Here is a 363-nt window from a genome sequence, read left to right as displayed (position 1 = left end):
GAATGAGGATTCCATCAATTCGGCTTCGCACGGAGCAGGAAGAGTACTTTCCAGAACCAAAGCCAAGCAGACACTCTCTAAAAAGGAAGTGAAGAAGCACATCAAAAAAGCCGGAGTGACTTTGATCGGTTCCGGTTTGGACGAAGCCCCTCAGGTGTATAAGAACATTCATGAGGTAATGGCCAAGCAAACCGACCTGATTGATGTACTAGGCACTTTCGAACCCAAGGTGGTTAGAATGTGTGGCGATGAAAGGTTTGGGGAAGGAGATTAACAACTTATGATTTGGGCATTGATTATTGAATCATTTTTCAGTTATCTTTGCCCTCCCTTGCGCACGTGGCGAAATTGGTAGACGCGCTG

The 363-nt window shown here is 46.0% G+C and carries 1 protein-coding gene; it reads left to right on the top strand.

Going from position 1 to position 363, the window contains the following annotated elements; translation table 11 throughout:
- On the top strand, positions 1 to 274 hold a 274-nt coding region (locus tag B3763_RS13035), incomplete at its 5' end, for an RtcB family protein (RefSeq protein ID WP_286747106.1).
- Positions 275 to 363 lie beyond the last annotated feature (89 nt).

The organism is Roseivirga sp. UBA1976, assembly GCF_002336325.1.
Taxonomy (GTDB): Bacteria; Bacteroidota; Bacteroidia; order Cytophagales; family Cyclobacteriaceae; genus Roseivirga; species Roseivirga thermotolerans.
This window is presented reverse-complemented; position numbering and strand designations above follow the sequence as displayed.